This window comes from Roseateles sp. GW821-FHT03B02 (assembly GCF_059421025.1).
On the sequence record NZ_JBWKUV010000008.1, the window covers coordinates 123854 to 139438 of the forward strand.

Sequence of the window (15585 nt, forward strand, 5' to 3'; positions counted from 1 at the left end):
GCGGCCATTCAGTCGCCCCTTTTTTTGTGATGACTTCAGTCACCGACCTCTACCAACAGACCCTCTCGGAGCGCGGCTTCAAGGCCGACGAGGCGCAACTGCGCGCCATCCAAGCCTTGCAACGTTGCCAGGATGAGTGGGCCGCCTACAAGTTGCGTCGCAGCAATGCCGTGACCAAGCTGCTGGTGCGCCCGCCCATCCCTCGTGGCGTCTACATGTACGGTGGCGTGGGGCGGGGCAAGAGCTTCCTGATGGACTGCTTCTTTCAGGCCGTGCCGCTGACGCGCAAGACGCGGCTGCACTTCCACGAATTCATGCGTGAGGTGCACCGCGAGTTGCAGGAGCTCAAGGGCATCGCCGACCCGTTGGAGGAGCTGGGCAAGCGCATCGCACGCAAGTTCCGGCTGATCTGCTTCGACGAGTTCCACGTCGCCGACGTGACCGACGCGATGATCCTGCACCGGCTGCTGGACGCGCTGTTCCGCAACCGCGTCTCCATCGTCACGACGTCCAACTTCCACCCCGACGAGCTGTATCCCAACGGCCTGCATCGCGACCGCATCCTGCCGGCCATCGAGCTGCTGAAGGCCAACCTCGAAGTCATCAACGTCGACGCCGGCACCGACTACCGGCGCCGCACGCTGGAGGACATGAACCTCTACCTGACGCCGCTGAACGAGGACACCGAGGCCGCGCTGACGAAGGCGTTCGAGTCCCTCGCCGAGGCCCAGGACGAAGACCGCAAGCTGATGATCGAGCACCGCGCCATCTACGCGCGGCGGCGCGCCGGTGGTGTCGTCTGGTTCGATTTCGCAACCCTTTGTGGCGGCCCGCGCTCGCAGAACGACTACCTGGAGCTGGCCAGCCAGTTCCACACCGTCATCCTGTCCGAGGTGCCCGAGATGCCCGTGCGCCTGGCCAGCGAGGCGCGCCGCTTCACGTGGCTGGTGGACGTGCTCTACGACCGCCGCGTCAAGCTTGTCATCTCCGCCGCCGTGCCGGCTGAAGCGCTCTACACCGAAGGCCCGCTGGCCCACGAATTCCCGCGCACCGTATCCAGGCTGCAGGAGATGCGCTCGGCCGAGTACCTGGCCCTGGCGCGGCGCGAGGTCGATACTTCGCTCACATGAGCCTGCGCCCCCTGATCCTGCTGCTCGCCGCCACGGCCGCCACGGCCGCCACGGCCCAGCCGGCCACGCGTGCCGAAGTCGCCGCGCAACGTGCCGCGATCGAGCAGCGCTTTGCCCGTGAGAAGGCCGAATGCGAGCAGCTGTTCAGCGTCTCGGCCTGTCTCGACGAGGTGCGCCAGCGCCGCCATGACGCACTCGTCCCCCTGGTGCGGCGCGAACATGAACTGGCGGCCGAGGAGCGCCGCCAGCGGGCGGTTGCCCAGGCGCAGCGGGTGCGCGAGCGCGAGCAGGCCGCGGCCCAGGACGAAGGGCAGCGCCGCGAGCGGGTCGTCGCGGCGACGCCGGTCGTACCGGCCTCGCACCCGGCGCGCGCGCGCAGCCCCGAGCAGGCCGTCCAGGCCCAGCGGCAGGCAGAGCAGAAGGCCGAGTTCGAGGCTGCCAGGCGCCGTGACCAGGCCCGTGAGCGCGAGTCGCGTCAGCAGCAGCGCATCGCCGCCCGTGAGGCCAGGCAGAAGAGCCGCGACAAGCCGGTGGCAGCCCCGCTGCCGCTGCCCGGCGCGTCGGCAGCGTCGCGTTAGTCGAGGTTCTCGACCTTGACGATGGCCAGCGACAGGTTGTCGCCGCCGCCCCGCGCGCGTTGGCGCGCCTTGCTCACCAGCAGCTCGGCTGCTTCGCGCGGCGGCAGGCTGTAGAGCACGCTGCCCAGTTCCTGGGCGGTGAAGTAGTGCCAGAGGCCGTCGCTGCAGCACATCAGCGTGTCGCCCACTTCCAGGCCTTCGAAGCGCTCCGACGTGGACGTCGGGTCCTGCACCGTGCCCAGGCAGGCTGTCAGCAGATTGCTCTGCGGATGCGAGCTGGCCTCGGCCTCGGTCAGCTGGCCCTCGTCGACCAGGCGCTGCACGTAGGAATGGTCCATGGTGCGCTTGACGAGGCGGGCGCCACGGAACCAGTAGATGCGCGAGTCGCCAGAGTGAATCCAGTGCACGCAGCGATCGCTGGTGACGACGAAGGCGGCAATCGTGCTGTGCGGCTCCTCCTCGGCGGAGATGGCCGTCAGCTTGATCATCAGATGGGCCTCGGACGCGATCTGGCTCAGCAACTCGGCCGGCAGCTCGTCGTCGGGTGAATAGCGCTCGAACAGCTGATTGGCCGTCAGGATGACCTGATCGGCCGCCTTGCGCCCGCCGCTCTTGCCCCCCATGCCGTCGGCCACGATGCCCATCATGCAGCCCGCGATGCGCGGGTGGGCGATGACGGCCACCTGATCCTGCTGATAGGCCCGGTCCCCGCGATGGGTGCCGGTGGCGGCGGTGAGTCGGAATCCGACGGCTGAGGGTGAGGCCATGCCGAAAACTATACTGGCCCGTCCGCTTTCGCTCCGCCGCGCCCTGCACTGGTATACCCCGGATGGATGAACAACTTCACTCGTTGCCGCGGCGGCTCATCGAGTTGCGCATCGAGCACGCCGACCTCGACGCGATGATCGACCGCCTGGTCGAACAGCCGCCGGTGGACGAACTGGCGCTGCAGCGGCTGAAGAAGCGGCGGCTGGCGTTGAAAGACATGATTGCGCGGCTGGAAGCCACTGCCGACCCTGATGACCGAGCCTGACCTCGACGACTGGCTCGACGCCCTCGATCAGGCCACCCCTCCCGCACCGCCCCCCGCCGACGAACTCGAACAGGCCGTGCTGGCCGCTTTCGACGCGGAGGGCCCGCTGGCGCGGCTGGACGCAGGCTACAAGCCCCGCGAGCCGCAACTGCAGATGACCCGCGCGGTGGCCCGCGCGCTCAGCCGCCGCCAGGCGCTGGTGGTGGAGGCCGGCACCGGCGTGGGCAAGACATTCGCCTACCTCGTGCCGGTGCTGCTGGCGGGCAGCAGGGCGCTGATCAGCACGGCTACCAAGAGCCTGCAGGACCAGCTCTTCCTGCGCGACCTGCCGCGGCTGACCAAGGCGCTGAGCACGCCTGCGCGGCTGGCGCTGCTGAAGGGTCGCGGCAGCTACCTGTGCCTGCACCGCATGAAGGAGGCGCGCGTCTCCGGTGAATTCCCTGACCGCCGCACGGCGCTGTCGCTGGCCCGCATCGAGCGCTGGGCACTCGGCACGGCGACGGGCGATTTCGCCGAGATCGACGGGCTGGACGAGCGCTCGCCCATCATCCCCATCGTCAGCTCTAGCCGCGAGAACTGCCTCGGCCAGGAATGCCCGGACTGGAAGGGCTGCTACGTGGTGAAGGCGCGGCGCGAGGCCATGGAGGCCGACGTCGTCGTCGTCAACCACCACCTGTTCTTCGCCGACATGACGCTGCGCGACACCGGCGTGGCCGAACTGCTGCCCAGCGTCGAGGTCGCCATCTTCGACGAGGCCCACCAGCTCGCCGAAGCCGGCGTGCAGTTTCTCGGCACGCTGCTGGGCACGGCGGCGCTGATCGACTTCGCCCGCGACATCCTGGCCCAGGGCCTGGCTCATGCGCGTGGCGTGCACGACTGGCAGGCCCTGCATGCCGGCATCGAGAAGGCGGCGCGGGAGCTGCGCCTTGCGGCGGCGGGGCCGCTTGCCACGGCGGGACGCGAGCTGCGTGGCACGCTCAAGCTGGGCTGGAAGGAGCGGGCGAACCAGCCCGGCTTCGCCGCGGCGCTGGCAGGTGTGGCGGCGGCAACGTCGGCGGCCCTCGAAGCCCTGACCGCCGTGCGCGAGGCGGCGCCGGATTTTGCCCGGCTGTGTGAACGGGCCCAGGAGTTGCGGGATCTGGCCAAGGTGTTCGCCGCCGAGCCCGATCCGGGCGATGTGCGCTGGATCGACATCAGCCCGCACGCGGCCCGCCTGGTCGAGTCGCCGCTGGACATCCGCGACGCGATGCAGCATCAGCTGGAAGGCTCGCCGAAGGCCTGGGTCTTCACCTCGGCCACGCTGGGCGACGACGAAGGCCTGACCTGGTTCACCGAGCCGGCCGGCCTGACTGAGGCGGAGGTGCTGCGCGTCGGCAGCCCCTTCGACTACCCAGCCCACGCGCGGCTGTACGTGCCGCGCGGCTTTCCCAAGCCCTCCGAGCCGAATCACCCCGTCAGCGTGGCGTTGCTGGCGTCGCGGCTCGCGCGGGCGCTGGGCGGCCGCACCTTCGTGCTGACGACGACGTTGCGCAATCTTCAGACTGTGGCCGACGCGCTGCGCGAGCGCTTCGAGGAAGGCGGCGACGCCATCGCCGTGCTGCAGCAGGGCGCGCTGCCCAAGCGGTTGCTGCTGCAGCGCTTCCTGGACAACCCGGCGGCCGTCCTCGTCGGCTCGGCCAGCTTCTGGGAGGGCATCGACGTCCCCGGAGACGCGCTGCAGTGCGTCGTCATTGACAAGCTGCCCTTCCCGCCGCCCAACGACCCGCTGGTGGAGGCGCGCGTGCAGCGGCTGGAGGCGCAGGGGCGCAATGCTTTCTCGGAGTACTTCGTCGCCGAGGCGGCCATTGCGCTGAAGCAGGGCGCCGGTCGCCTGATCCGCACCGAGACCGACCGCGGCCTGCTGGTGGTGTGCGATCCGCGCATGGCGGGCATGAACTACGGCCGGCGCCTGCGCGCGGCACTGCCCCCGATGACGCCGGTGGCCAACGAGGCCGAGGCCCTCGAATGGTTGCAGCGGCTGAATGAAGAACGGGCCTGACGGCCCGTTCAATTCAAGTTACCAGAGCTGCCACCAGGGCTTGCGCTTGTTCGCGTTGCCGGTAGCGTAGACGCTGCTCGGGAAATTCTTGTCCAGCACGCGGCGGGCATCGTCGCGCAGCTGGGTCAAGCCGAGCTTGTCATAGCTCTCGCCCATGATGAACAGGCCTTCCTCGATGCCGGGTGCGTACTGGAATTCGGCCACGGCCGCCTGCGCGCGGTTGGCCGCGGCAACGTAGGCCTTGCGGTTGAAGTAGTAGCGCGCGACGTGGATCTCGTAGGCTGCCAGCGTGTTGGTGATGAAGTTGATGCGCGTCTGCGCCTCGGCCGCGTACTTGGAGTCGGGGAATTGCTCGACGAGCTGGCGGAAGGCCAGCAGCGCCTCGCGCGAGGCCTGCTGGTCGCGCTCGGCCACGTCCTGGTTGGCCAGGCGGCCGAACAGGCCCAGGTCCTCGTTGAAGTTGACGATGCCCTTCATGTACAGGGCGTAGTCCATCGCCGGGCTGGACGGGTTGAGCTTGATGAAGCGGTCCAGCGTGGCGATGGCCTGGGCGCGCTCGGCGGTGCGGTAGTAGGCCCAGGCCACGTCCAGCGTCGCCTGCTGGCCCATGGTCGTGCCGGCGGCGCGGCCTTCGATCTTCTCCAGGGACTTGATCGCGCGGTCGTAGCTGCCGGCGCTCAGGTCGTCCTTGGCGTCTGCATACAATTTGTCCAGCGCCGCCTGGGAGTTCGGATCTTCCTTGGCAGTGGAGCCGCAGCCGCTCATGCCGAGCGCGAGCGCCATCAGCACAGCACCGGCGACAACGCGGCCGGCCTTGAATTTCTCAACAAACATGTCTGAAGTCGACGGCGATGCTGCCGGCTGGTCACAAGGAACAATGGACGCGGAGTATAGGGTGGGGGGGCAGGACGACTTCGAGCAGGACGCCGAAGAAGGCGGTGACGTCGAGAGGCGCTGCGCGGACGTCGAGGCCAGCGGCCACGGCGAGCGTCTGGACCGCTGGCTGACGGGGATTGCGCCGGAGTTCTCGCGCAATCACCTGCAGGCATTGATTGAGCGCGGTTGCGTGACGGTGGACGGCAAACCCCTGCTGAAGGCCGCGCACAAGCTGCGCGCCGGCCAGCGTGTCGAAGTCGAACTGCAGCCCACCGACGAGAGCCGCGCCTTCCGCGCCGAGGCCATGGCGCTCGACTTCGTCTTCGAGGACGAGCATCTGGCCGTCATTGACAAGCCGGCCTGCCTCGTCGTGCACCCCGCGCCGGGCAACTGGTCGGGCACGCTGATGAACGGCCTGCTGGCGCATCACCCGGTCGCCGCCACGCTGCCGCGCGCCGGCATCGTGCACCGCCTGGACAAGGACACCAGCGGGCTGATGGTCGTCGGCAAGACGCTGGAGGCCGTGACGGCGCTGACGCGCCAGATCGCGGCGCGCGAGGTGCACCGGGAATACCTGGCGCTGGTCTGGGGGCGCGTCGAGGAGGCCTTCACGGTCGACAAGGCGATGCGCCGCGACCCGGTGTCGCGCGTGAAGATGGCCATCGCGCCGGCCAACCTCGGCAAGCCGGCGCGCACGGACGTCTTCCCGCTGGGCGTCGGCGAGGTGAAGGGTCGGGCGGTCAGTGCTGTGCATTGCGTGCTGCACACGGGCCGCACCCACCAGATCCGCGTGCACCTGACGCACAGCGGGCACCCGCTGCTGGCTGATGCCCTCTACGGCGGCGCGCCGGCTCTCGGCCTTTCGCGTCAGGCCCTGCATGCGGCGCGGCTGGGCTTCACGCATCCGGTCACGGGCGAGGCCTTGTCGCTGCGGGCGCCGCTGCCGCCTGACATGGCTGCCGCCTGGGCGGAACTCGGCGCCGCCGACCTTCCTGAATGAGGCGGCTACAATGCGCTTCGGTTGTCGTGGCAGCCAGCGCGCCGAATGGGCGCGACCCGCGCGGTAAGCAGTCCATCCGCCCGCCGGTCAACCACCCCGATCGCGTCCCGTTGGAAAGCTGTTGAGCCCCATGGTGACGCCCGGACAGACCCCGTCCGCTTCGCCTGATGAACGCTGTGAGCGCCCAGGCCCGGACGGATTGCCAGACTTGGCTTGATTGAGGGCGCGATTGCGTTCATGAACACCCAGGATGCCAAGCGCGTCCTCGAGACCGCGCTGATCTGTGCCTCGCAGCCGCTGACGCTGCGCGAGATGCGCAGCCTGTTCGCCGACGAGCTCGGCGCCGATACCCTGCGCAGCCTGCTCGACGAACTTTCCCGTGACTGGGAAGGCAAGGGCGTCGAGCTGGTGGCGCTGGCCTCGGGCTGGCGCTTCCAGAGCCGGCCCGAGCTGCGCGAATACCTAGACCGTCTGCACCCCGAGAAGCCGCCCCGCTATTCGCGTGCCGTGCTGGAGACGCTGGCCATCATTGCCTACCGCCAGCCGGTCACGCGCGGCGACATCGAGGACATCCGCGGTGTCGTCGTCGCCAGCCAGATCGTCAAGCAGCTGGAAGACCGTGGCTGGATCGAGGCCATCGGCCACCGCGAGACGCCGGGCCGCCCCGCCTTGTACGCGACGACCAAGGCCTTCCTCGACGACCTTGGCCTGGCCAGCCTGGAGCAGCTGCCGGCCCTGGAAGTCGGCAGCGAGCCGCCGGCCTTCGAGGCCCTGCAGGGCCAGCTGCTGGACACCGCCGAAGAGGCCGCCGAAGTGGCGACCGACGAGGCGCCGGCCGACCTGCCTGCACCCTCGCTGAGCCTGTTTGGCGACGACGGCACGCCCGCACTTCCCAATCCCGACCCCAACGACCCGCCCCCGCAACTCCAGCCCGAATCCGCATGAACGACGCTGCCGATCAAGAAAAGCCCTTGCTTCCCGCCGCCGAGCCCGAGGCGCCCGCCGCGCCCAAGCGCCGCCGCACGACGGCCAAGGCTGCCGCTGCCGACGCCGCTCCCGAGGTGGCCGAGGCCGCCGAAGCCGCCGTGCCCGTGAAGCGCGCGCGCCGGAAGGCCGAGACGGTGTCCGACGCGGCGCCCGAAGCCCCTGCGGCAGATGCCGTGCCCGCCGAGGCCGCGCCTGCCCCGGCCCGCAAGCGCACGCCCCGCAAGGCCGCCGCGGCAGAGGCCGCGGCCGAGGCGCCAGCTGCCGAGGCGGCAGCTCCCGCACCCGCACCGATCTTCACGCTGGGCGACGAGGCGCCGGTGATCGTGGCGCGGCAGGAGGATGACGGGGGCGAAGGAGACGATGAGGGCGAGGAAGGCGAGGAAGGCGAGCGTGGCGGCCGCAGCCGCAACCGCCGCCGCAACCGCAAGGAACGCGCCGAGCGCCAGGCGACTGCCCAGGTCGTCGCCGGCAGCGCCGAGCCGACGGCCCCGGCAGCGGCGCCCGAACTGGTCGAGGCCGCGGGGGCGCGTTTCGCCGACGTGCTTTCGGGCAACCTGGATGCCGAGTCCGAAGGCCCGGCGGGCGAGCCGCCGCAGCTGCGGCCCGAGCCGGGTGAGGCGGCGGCTGAAGAGGGCGCCGAGGACAGCGCCAAGCGCGTGCTGGCACCCGATGCCGACGCACCCAAGCTGCAGAAGGTGCTGGCCCAGGCCGGCATCGGCTCGCGCCGCGACATCGAGGAGTGGATCGCCGACGGCAAGATCGAGGTGAACGGCGAAGTGGCCCACGTGGGCCAGCGCATCTCTTTCGGTGACCGCGTGCGCGTCAACGGCAAGGAGGTGCGCGTGCGCATCTCGCCGCCCAACCCGCGCATCCTGGCCTATCACAAGCCCACGGGCGAGGTCTCCACCTTCAACGATCCCGAAGGCCGCCCGACGGTCTTCCGCACGCTGCCGCGTGTGCAGGGCCAGAAGTGGCAGTCCGTTGGCCGCCTGGACATCAACACCGAAGGCCTGTTGCTGTTCACGAACTCGGGCGAGCTGGCCAACCAGCTGATGCACCCGCGCTTCGGCGTCGAGCGCGAGTACGCGGCGCGCGTGCTGGGCAGCCTGAGCGACGAGCAGCGCGCCAAGCTGCTGGAGGGGGTCAACGTCGAAGGGCAGACGGCCTCGTTCAAGAGCATCGAGGACGGCGGCGGCGAAGGTGCCAACCGCTGGTACCGCGTCGTCATCACCGAAGGCCGCAACCGCGAGGTGCGCAAGCTCTTCGAGGCCGTCGGCATGGTGGTCAGCCGCCTGATCCGCATCCGCTACGGCACCGTCGTGCTGCCGCGCGGCCTCAAGCGCGGCGTCTGGGTGGAGCTGGGTGACGACGACGTGCGCGTCATCCGTCGCCTGGCCGGCCATACGTCCAACAGCGGCCAGGCTCAGCCGCAAGTCCAGGGCGGCCAGCCGCAAGGCCAAGGCCAGGGGCAGGGCAAGAAGGACCGCAACAAGCGCCGATCCGACGACCGCCACGGCGGCGTCGGTCCCCGCCCGAGCCGCCCGCCCGAGGCGCAGCAGCAGCAGCAGCAGCGCCCGCCGCGCGAGGAGCGCGTCCAGCGTCGCGACGACGAGGATGACGACGACTTCATCCCGCACCACATCAATCCGCTGGAGCAGACCTTCGACCGCCGCCACGCCACCGGCGGCAAGCGCGGCCTGCCGCAGGGCTTCGGCGCCGGCGGCAGCGACCAGAGTGGCCACAAGCCCGGCAAGGGCGGCAACAAGGGCGGTGGCCCGCGCGAACCCGATCCCATGCAGACTTCGGTCGGCTACATCGGCGGTGACGCCTATCTGCGCCGCGGCGGTGGTGGCGGTGGCCGGGGTGGCAAGGGCGGTGGCGGCGGTCGCTCCGGCGGCGGCTTCGGCGGCCGGCATCGCTGAAGCATTTGGGGTGACCTGATCAGGGTCATCCCTGGCGGCTACAATCACGGGCTTTGTCCAGTACGCCCCTTCAGGAGAACACCATGGCGATCGAAACCACCCTGTCCATCATCAAGCCCGATGCCGTGGCGAAGAACGTCATCGGCCAGATCTACGCCCGCTTCGAGGCCGCTGGCCTGAAGGTCGTGGCCGCCAAGATGGTGCACCTGTCGCGCGTCGAAGCCGAGCAGTTCTACGCCGTCCACAAGGCCCGCCCCTTCTTCAACGACCTGGTCAACTTCATGATCAGCGGCCCCGTGATGATCCAGGCCCTGCAAGGCGAAGGCGCCATCCTGAAGAACCGCGACCTGATGGGCGCCACCGATCCGAAGAAGGCCGAGAAGGGCACCATCCGCGCCGACTTCGCCGACAGCATCGACGCCAACGCCGTGCACGGCTCCGACGCTGCCGAGACGGCCGCCGTCGAAGTGGCCTTCTTCTTCCCCGGCATGAACGTCTACGCCGGCCGTTAATTGCCCCCAACGGGGTCGGTGACCCCGGCCCAGGAAGTTCGTATGGACGCGGTCAACCTGCTCGGTTTCGATCTGCCAGGCTTGGCCGCCTACTGCGAGCAACTGGGCGAAAAGAAATTCCGTGCGACCCAGCTCTTCCGCTGGATCCACCAGAAGGGCGCGTCGGACTTCGAGCAGATGTCCGACCTCGCCAAGTCGCTGCGCGAGAAGCTCGCCGGCCGCGCCTTCATTCGCGGCCTGGACGTCATCTCCGAGCACGTCTCGGCGGACGGCACCATCAAGTGGCTGTTCGACGTCGGCGCCGGCAATGCCGTCGAGGCGGTCTTCATTCCCGAGGATGACCGCGGCACCTTGTGCATCTCCAGCCAGGCAGGTTGCGCCGTGGGCTGCCGTTTCTGCTCCACAGGCCACCAGGGCTTCAGCCGCAACCTGACGACGGCCGAGATCGTGGCCCAGCTCTGGTTCGCCGAGCACAGCCTGCGCAAGCGCCAGAACACCGACGAGCGGGTCATCTCCAACGTCGTCATGATGGGCATGGGCGAGCCGCTGCAGAACTACGACCAGCTCGTGCCGGCCTTGAAGACCATGCTGGACGACCATGGCTATGGCCTGAGCCGGCGCCGCGTGACGGTATCGACGTCCGGCGTCGTGCCCATGATCGACCGGCTGCGCGAGGATTGCCCCGTGGCCCTGGCCGTCAGTCTGCATGCACCCACCGATCCGTTGCGCGACCAGCTCGTGCCGCTGAACAAGAAGTACCCGATCGAGGAACTGCTGGCAGCCTGCAACCGCTACCTCGAAAAGGCGCCGCGCGACTTCATCACCTTCGAATACTGCATGCTGCAGGAGGTGAACGATGCGCCGGAGCAGGCCCGCGAACTGGTGCGTCTGCTCAAGGGCAGGGTCAGCTGCAAGATCAACCTGATTCCGTTCAACCCCTTCCCGGCCTCGGGCCTGACGCGCAGCACGAATGCCCGCGTGCAGGCCTTTGCCGAGGTGTTGATCCAGGCCGGCATCGTGACGACCGTGCGCAAGACGCGCGGCGACGACATCGACGCCGCCTGCGGCCAGCTGGCCGGTGAGGTTCAGGACCGCACCCGCGCGCATATCCGCATGGTCAGGGCCCCCGTGACGGTGGCCAAATCCGTCTGATGTCATCCATCGAGGATTTGATGAAGCGTCTGCTGCCCGCCCTGACCGCCGTCCTGCTCGCTGCCTGCGCCGGCACCGGCACGGCGCCCACCGCCGACCGTGAGATCAAGACCGACTCCGACCAGACTGACGCCGACCGGCGCGCCAGCATCCGGCTGGAACTGGCCCAGGGGTATTTCTCGCGCGGCCAGTTCAACACGGCCCTGGACGAGCTGAAGCTCGCGCTGCAGGCCAAGCCGGACATGCGGGAGGCCGTAAACCTGCGCGGCCTCATCTATGCCGCCATGGGCGACAGCCAGCTCGCCGAGGAGGCTTTCCGCCGCGGACTGGTCATCTACCCCAACGACCCCGACACCCTGCACAACTACGGCTGGTTCATGTGCCAGCAGCAGCGTTGGCAGACGGCCGATTCGCTGTTCGACCAGGCCCTGGCCCAGTCCACCTACCGCGCGCCGGCCCGCACGCTGCTGGCCAAGGGCGTCTGCGAGGCCCGCGCCGGCCGCCTGCTGGTGGCGGAGAAGACGCTCGCGCGCGCCTTCGAACTCGACCCCGCCAGCCCGGCCATCGCCGTGAACCTGTCCGAAGTGCTGTTCCGCAACCAGGAGCTGGAGCGCGCGCGCTTCTACGTGAGGCGCGTCAACGCCCAGGCCGAGCAGATCAATGCGCAGAGCCTGTGGCTGCAGTTGCGCATCGAGCGCAAGCTCGGCAACGCCGCGCAGGTGGATGACCTCTCCCTGCAATTGCGTCGCAAATACCCCCAGGCTCCCGAGACCCAGTTCCTGGACGCCGGCCGCTACGACGAATAAGCCGTGACTCCGGCGCACAACAAGAACGACCAGACGATGGAATCCATCCACGAGGGACGCGCCAGCCCGGCTGCCACGGCCGGTGCCTGGCTCAGGAATGCGCGTCAGCAGCGCGGCCTGCACATTGCGGCACTGGCCGTTATGCTCAAGGTGCCCCAGGCCAAGCTGGAGGCCCTGGAGGCCGACCGCTTCGACCTGCTGCCCGACGCGACCTTCGCCCGCGCGCTGGCCACGGCCATGTGTCGCGCGCTCAAGGTCGACCCGGCGCCCGTGCTGGCCCTGCTGCCGCGCAGCAGCGAGCAAGGGCTCGACGTGCGCCCCGGGCTGAACCAGCCCTTCCGCGAGCGCGGTGCCGGCGGCCCGATCGACGGCAACGCATTGGCCCTGCTGGCGCGGCCCGTCGTCTGGGGGCCGCTGCTGCTGCTGCTGGCGGCTGCTGCCGTGTACTGGGTGCCAGCCGGCTGGGTGAGCGAGCGCGAGCGCGTGGTCACGGCGCCCGCCTTCCCGGCGTCGAGCGTCGTCGGCACGGCGGCGAGCGCGCCGGTCGTGGATTTCGTGCCCGCTCCGGCGGCCTCGGAGCCGGCCGCTTCGGCTCCGGTGGCGGTGGCCCTGCCCGTGGCCTCCGCGCCGCTGCAGGTTCGTGACGTCGCGCCGCCGCCGCCGGCCCTGGCCTCGGCGCCGGCATCCGCGGCCGTCAAGACCGCGCTGACGGCCACCCCCGGCAGCAGCCTGCGTGTCACCGCCACTGCCGACACCTGGATCGAGGTGGCCGATGCGCAGGGCCAGGTGCTGCTGTCGCGCGTGCTGCGTGAGGGCGAGCAGCAGGAATTCAGCGGCGCGTCGCCCTACAAGGTGCGCGTCGGCAATGTCAGCGGCACCCGGATCGAATGGCGCGGTGCCGCCGTCGATCTGGCGGCGCGCGGCAAGGACAACGTCGCCCGTCTGGAGTTGAATTGATGAGCGAATGGATCATTCCCGAGGCCGCCCCCGCGCCGCGCAGGAGCCGGCAGGCCCGCGTCGTCTGGGGCAGCCGCGTCGTCACGGTCGGCGGCGACGCGCCGGTGCGCGTGCAGTCCATGACCAACACCGACACGGTGGACGCCATCGGCACGGCCATCCAGGTCAAGGAGCTGGCCATTGCCGGCTCGGAGATGGTGCGCATCACGGTCAACACGCCCGAGGCTGCCGAGCAGGTGCCTTACATCCGCGAGCAGCTCGACCGCATGGGCATCGACGTGCCGCTGGTGGGCGACTTCCACTACAACGGCCACCGCCTGCTGACTGACTACCCGGCCATGGCCCAGGCCTTGTCCAAGTACCGCATCAACCCCGGCAACGTGGGCAAGGGCGAGAAGAAGGACAGGCAGTTCGCGCAGATGATCGAGGCGGCGATGAAGTACGACAAGGTCGTGCGTATCGGCGTCAACTGGGGCAGCCTGGACCAGGAGCTGCTCGCCCAGTTCATGGACGAGAACGCCCGCCGCGCCCAGCCCTGGGATGCCAAGCCGGTCATGTACCAGGCCCTCGTCGAGTCGGCCCTGACCTCGGCCAGCTATGCCCGCGAGCTGGGCATGAACCCCGATAGCATCATCATCAGCTGCAAGGTCAGCGGCGTGCAGGACCTGATCTCGGTCTACCGCGAGCTGGCCCGTCGCTGCGACTACGCGCTGCACCTGGGCCTGACCGAAGCCGGCATGGGTACCAAGGGCACGGTGGCCTCCAGCGTGGCCCTGGGCATCCTGGCCCAGGAAGGCATCGGCGACACCATCCGCGTCAGCCTCACGCCCCAGCCGGGCGAGTCGCGCACGCAGGAGGTCGTCGTCGCGCTAGAGATCCTGCAGGCTCTGGGCCTGCGCCACTTCAACCCCAGCGTGACCGCCTGCCCGGGCTGTGGCCGCACCACCAGCACCACCTTCCAGGAACTGGCCAAGCAGATCGACGATTTCCTGCGCCTGCAGATGCCGGTCTGGCGCAACAAGTACCCGGGCGTCGAGGAGATGAAGGTGGCCGTCATGGGCTGCATCGTCAACGGCCCCGGCGAGAGCAAGCATGCCGACATCGGCATCAGCCTGCCCGGTACCGGCGAGGCGCCGGCGGCGCCCGTCTTCATCGACGGCGAGAAGGCCGTGACACTGCGCGGCGACAACATCGCTGCCGAATTCCACGCCCTGGTCGAGAACTACATCGAGAAGCGCTTCGGCGCCACGGCTACTGCATGAGCAAGACGATTCAAGCGGTCAAGGGGATGAACGACATCCTCCCGGCCAGCGTCACCCGCAAGGACAAGCTGCCCAGCAGTGAGCTGTGGAGCTGGTTCGAGACCACGCTGCGCGACGTGCTCGGCCGCTACGGCTATAAATACATGCTGACGCCCATCGTCGAGCCCACGGCCCTGTTCGTGCGCGGCCTGGGCGAGGTGACAGACATCGTCGAGAAGGAGATGTATTCCTTCACCGACAGCATGAACGGCGACCAGCTGACGCTGCGCCCCGAGGCCACGGCCGGCATCGTGCGCGCCATGGTGGAGCACAACGCACTCTACAACGGCCCCCTGCGGCTGTGGACGATGGGCCCGATGTTCCGCCACGAGCGCCCGCAGAAGGGCCGCTACCGCCAGTTCAACCAGCTCGACGTCGAGGCCCTGGGCTTCGCCGGTCCGGATGTGGACGCCGAGATCATCCTGATGGTGCGCCGGCTGTGGCAGCAGCTCGGCCTGGTTGTCGGCGAGCATGTGCGCCTGGAGCTGAACTCCCTCGGTCAGCCCGCCGAGCGCGCCGCCCACCGCGCGGCGCTGATCAATCACTTCGAGGCGCACGCCGAACTGCTCGACGAGGACGCCCGGCGCCGCCTGCACAGCAACCCGCTGCGCATCCTGGACACCAAGAATCCGGCCATGCAGCCCATGGTGGAGGCCGCGCCCAAGCTGATGGATTTCCTCGGCGAGGAGACGCTGGCCCACTTCAACGCCGTGCGCGCCATCCTTGACGCCGCGGGCCTGGAATACCGCGTCAACACCCGCCTGGTGCGCGGCATGGACTACTACAACCTGACCGTCTTCGAATGGGTGACCGACCAGCTCGGGGCCCAGGGCACGGTCTGCGGCGGCGGCCGCTATGACGGGCTGTTCGAGCAGCTCGGCGGCAAGCCGACGCCCGCGGTGGGTTTCGGCCTGGGCATCGAGCGCCTGCTGCTGCTGATCGACGAGCTGGGCCTGCCCGTGCCGTCCGCCGCGCCGCACGCCTACGCCATCCTGCCCGACGCGGCGGCCTTGCCCCAGGCCTTCCTCGTGCTGGAGGCGCTGCGCCATGCCGGCGTCGCCGTGCAGATGCATGCCGGCGGCGGCTCGTTCAAGTCGCAGTTCAAGAAAGCCGATGCCTCGGGCGCCCGTTTCGCGCTGGTCTTCGGGGCCGACGAGCTGGCGCGCGGCGAGGTGTCCGTCAAGTCGCTGAGGGATGGCGCCGAACAGTTCGGTCGTCCGCTTGCCGACGTGGCTGCCTGGGCGGCCGAGCTCCTCCCCGCATAATCCCGGGCCTCCCGAGCCCCTTTCTCGA

Annotated in this window: 15 protein-coding genes; 13 read left to right on the forward strand and 2 right to left on the reverse strand. The window is 69.4% G+C overall.

Annotation, left to right across the window (positions count from 1 at the left end):
* Nucleotides 1-29 precede the first annotated feature (29 nt).
* A complete protein-coding gene (zapE, locus tag AC07VX_RS20305) occupies nt 30-1130 on the forward strand; it encodes a cell division protein ZapE (RefSeq protein WP_493166257.1) in 1101 nt (366 codons plus the stop codon).
* Nucleotides 1127-1708: a hypothetical protein gene (locus AC07VX_RS20310; RefSeq protein WP_493166256.1), complete on the forward strand. Its 582-nt coding sequence runs from the start codon at nt 1127-1129 to the stop codon at nt 1706-1708. Before zapE ends, AC07VX_RS20310 begins: the two co-directional genes overlap by 4 nt.
* On the opposite strand, the gene AC07VX_RS20315 is transcribed toward AC07VX_RS20310, so the two are convergent.
* Complete coding sequence (locus tag AC07VX_RS20315) at nt 1705-2475, reverse strand: PP2C family protein-serine/threonine phosphatase (RefSeq protein WP_493166255.1); 771 nt, start codon at nt 2473-2475, stop codon at nt 1705-1707. The two genes, AC07VX_RS20310 and AC07VX_RS20315, sit on opposite strands and share 4 nt — an antisense overlap.
* 62 nt (nt 2476-2537) lie before the next feature.
* On the opposite strand from AC07VX_RS20315, the gene AC07VX_RS20320 reads away from it, so the two are divergent.
* Nucleotides 2538-2741, forward strand: a complete 204-nt coding sequence (locus AC07VX_RS20320; protein WP_493166254.1) for a YdcH family protein — start codon at nt 2538-2540, stop codon at nt 2739-2741.
* A complete protein-coding gene (gene yoaA / locus AC07VX_RS20325; protein ID WP_493166253.1) occupies nt 2728-4779 on the forward strand; it encodes a DNA repair helicase YoaA in 2052 nt (683 codons plus the stop codon). The genes AC07VX_RS20320 and yoaA overlap by 14 nt, the downstream gene beginning before the upstream one ends.
* 18 nt (nt 4780-4797) lie before the next feature.
* Here yoaA and AC07VX_RS20330 read toward each other — a convergent pair whose 3' ends face one another.
* A complete protein-coding gene (locus AC07VX_RS20330) occupies nt 4798-5613 on the reverse strand; it encodes an outer membrane protein assembly factor BamD (RefSeq protein WP_493166252.1) in 816 nt (271 codons plus the stop codon).
* 43 nt (nt 5614-5656) lie between these two features.
* Between AC07VX_RS20330 and AC07VX_RS20335 the strand changes: the two genes are divergently transcribed.
* From AC07VX_RS20335 to hisS, 9 genes are all read left to right on the forward strand, one after another.
* Nucleotides 5657-6655, forward strand: coding sequence for an RluA family pseudouridine synthase (locus tag AC07VX_RS20335; protein WP_493166364.1), 999 nt, complete (start codon nt 5657-5659; stop codon nt 6653-6655).
* Between the two features lie 237 nt (nt 6656-6892).
* On the forward strand, nt 6893-7600 hold the full coding sequence (gene scpB / locus AC07VX_RS20340; protein ID WP_493166251.1) for an SMC-Scp complex subunit ScpB: 708 nt from the start codon (nt 6893-6895) through the stop codon (nt 7598-7600).
* Entirely contained in the window at nt 7597-9564 is a 1968-nt protein-coding gene (locus AC07VX_RS20345; protein ID WP_493166250.1) for a pseudouridine synthase, read from the forward strand. Before scpB ends, AC07VX_RS20345 begins: the two co-directional genes overlap by 4 nt.
* 83 nt (nt 9565-9647) lie before the next feature.
* Nucleotides 9648-10076, forward strand: a complete 429-nt coding sequence (gene ndk / locus AC07VX_RS20350) for a nucleoside-diphosphate kinase (protein ID WP_057297017.1) — start codon at nt 9648-9650, stop codon at nt 10074-10076.
* Between the two features lie 42 nt (nt 10077-10118).
* Nucleotides 10119-11228, forward strand: a complete 1110-nt coding sequence (rlmN, locus tag AC07VX_RS20355; protein ID WP_493166249.1) for a dual-specificity RNA methyltransferase RlmN — start codon at nt 10119-10121, stop codon at nt 11226-11228.
* A gap of 20 nt (nt 11229-11248) precedes the next feature.
* Complete coding sequence (gene pilW, locus AC07VX_RS20360; protein WP_493166248.1) at nt 11249-12034, forward strand: type IV pilus biogenesis/stability protein PilW; 786 nt, start codon at nt 11249-11251, stop codon at nt 12032-12034.
* A gap of 3 nt (nt 12035-12037) precedes the next feature.
* Nucleotides 12038-12991, forward strand: a complete 954-nt coding sequence (locus AC07VX_RS20365) for a helix-turn-helix domain-containing protein (RefSeq protein ID WP_493166247.1) — start codon at nt 12038-12040, stop codon at nt 12989-12991.
* A complete protein-coding gene (gene ispG / locus AC07VX_RS20370; RefSeq protein WP_493166246.1) occupies nt 12991-14253 on the forward strand; it encodes a flavodoxin-dependent (E)-4-hydroxy-3-methylbut-2-enyl-diphosphate synthase in 1263 nt (420 codons plus the stop codon). Before AC07VX_RS20365 ends, ispG begins: the two co-directional genes overlap by 1 nt.
* Nucleotides 14250-15557 carry a histidine--tRNA ligase gene (gene hisS / locus AC07VX_RS20375; RefSeq protein WP_493166245.1) on the forward strand — a complete coding sequence of 436 codons (1308 nt, stop codon included), beginning with the start codon at nt 14250-14252 and terminating at the stop codon, nt 15555-15557. The genes ispG and hisS overlap by 4 nt, the downstream gene beginning before the upstream one ends.
* Nucleotides 15558-15585: the final 28 nt, after the last annotated feature.